At 32.7% G+C, this 2,170-nt stretch carries 2 protein-coding genes; one reads left to right on the top strand and one right to left on the bottom strand.

All coding sequences use genetic code 11. From position 1 onward, the window contains the following. On the bottom strand, nucleotides 1–176 hold a 176-nt coding region (locus tag BMG01_RS10315; RefSeq protein ID WP_084012020.1), incomplete at its 3' end, for a transposase. A gap of 460 nt (nucleotides 177–636) precedes the next feature. On the opposite strand from BMG01_RS10315, the gene BMG01_RS10310 reads away from it, so the two are divergent. Beyond that, nucleotides 637–936 (top strand): DUF3892 domain-containing protein, encoded by a 300-nt coding sequence (locus BMG01_RS10310; RefSeq protein WP_004910753.1) that lies wholly within the window; start codon nucleotides 637–639, stop codon nucleotides 934–936. Nucleotides 937–2,170 lie beyond the last annotated feature (1,234 nt).

The raw sequence follows: 2,170 nt of genomic DNA, 5'->3' as shown, positions 1-2,170 counted from the left end.
CGAGTCACTGGCTTACCAGTAACGTCCGTCCCAATGATTTGGGCTTTCTTCACCCAACCCGTGACGGTTTGTACAGCCAAATGGTATTCATTGGCTAGAGAATTAGCAGAACGTCCCTCGTTATACAAGGCGACAATTGATGACTTAAATTCTGTTGAGTATCGCTTAGCTTTCATAATATAAAAAAACTCCTATACTTGATTATCTCGGATTATGCCCTAGAAATAAAGCAGTCCGGATTTTCAGTATACGAGCATTTGAAAACTCAACAAACAAGTTACCGTACTTTAGTGATAAGCAAAATTTTCACATTGGCAATAACTATATTATTTATGAAGATCAACAAATACACTGGTTAGAATGGTTAAAAACCAAAGATGAGGATAGCGACTTTAAAGATGTATATAATCATATTCGCTGCGCACCAATGCTATGTTATTTGGCAGACTCATTAAATTTTATTACTTATCCAGTCGTAAATGAAATTAGAGCTATGAAAGGTGTTAATAATAAAAATGCATCTCAAGAGGCTGGTACGTTTAGAAAAAAAATAACGTACGATATGATTAAGGTACCTTTAATTAAACTAGTGAAGTGATTGAGCTAGTTAAACAAGTCAAAGGAGTAGTAGAAAAAATGACTAAATATTATATTTACAAGGTTCATTATACTGATAATCATGACCAGTTTGATGAGGTTGAAGTTTTTCGCACTATTGATGGTCAAAAGTTCTCAATAAAGACAACTACCAAAATTAAAAGGGATGCCATGATTGAGAAAATGATGGCCGGAGTTATATTTGAGACAATTCATCAAAAATTTGGTTCTACTAAATGGTATCGTGGCAAAGAAATTATCATTGATGATGATAGTTATATCAAAACGGAAAGCAGTGTGAAAAAGTCTGATAATTTAGGTAGACTGCCAGAATACTGATAATGAATAAGGTTCTGAATAGACACTAAAATTTAAATTTGTAGAGAAGTGATATCAAAAAGGCTGAATTATTTTGTTAAAATGCACGTCGTTCCACATGGCTAGATATTTGATTTGCTTTAATAGCGTAACTAGGTTATGCTTAGTTCAAACACGAGATGTGTTTTACCCCAAATGGGTTTTTCTAATTCTTTCTGTGAGTTGTGTGCTTATTACAGCAGTTAATCCTTTATAAACAAAATCATTGCCCTTTGGGGCTTTTTATTTGCTTTAGTGTTGGATATAGTCTATGCTGGGTCAAACACTTAAAGTGTTTTTCCCTAGCGAGATAATATTAAATCGCACACATTGTTGAAATACAAAATCCCTTTTTACACCTCTTTATAGCTCTAATGTCCCCGCTGGGGCTTTTTTATTGCTATATTTATTGAAAACACGTATGCTTAGTGAAGACACCGGTGGTGTCGAAGATCCGATGAATAGAAGTTTGATCTCCAAATAATCATAAGATAATTTTTTGTAAGACATTTCTATTCATCGGATCTTTTTATTTGCTATTTCTGTTATTGTAACGTAGTATACAGAGCGTAGGACGTAAGCGGAAAGCGTCTTGCACGTTCTTTGATGTAGAGCACACCCATTAGATAGGTGTGTTTTTATTTTATAAGTACAATAGCAAGTGGATATATGATGTATTATGATAGGGCAGTGCAATGTTTGCTGTCGCCCAAGACCATTTCATATGTATTCTGCTCGGTTAGTTATTTTTTTAGATGCTTCTAATTTCAAAATAGTTTATAAAATTTCAAAATAATTTTTAGCGCTATTAGCTTTTTATATCGCTTTTAGATTTAGTAACAGTGGTTTCGATTTAACCCTGATAAACTTGACTGTATCAAGCTGCAGTCCATTATACATATAAAATAGCTATTGTTTACAATGTGTGCTATACTAGTTTTATTGAACGAAACGGAGATTTTGCTCAATAGTCTAGCAGTATACTTGTTTAATTAGTTAGTAATTTTAGTTGCATATGTGATATTTGTTGATTGGTACAGAGAGACCGTTAATAACTTAAGTATTATACTTGTTTATTTAATTAATGATTTTAGTTTTAGGATGTATATAAGTTTTTATCAAGAAGCCTGTTAGGCTTTTTTTGTTTGTTTCAAAGTAGCTAAGTTAGTAGAAAATTTTTGTGATTTTTCTTTGCCGCTTATTTTCAAATGGTCAG

The sequence above is a fragment of the Leuconostoc sp. BM2 genome (assembly GCF_002095565.1).
Lineage (GTDB): Bacteria > Bacillota > Bacilli > Lactobacillales > Lactobacillaceae > Leuconostoc > Leuconostoc falkenbergense.
Note: the sequence above shows the minus strand (reverse complement) of the source record. Positions and strands in the feature narration are given on the sequence as shown.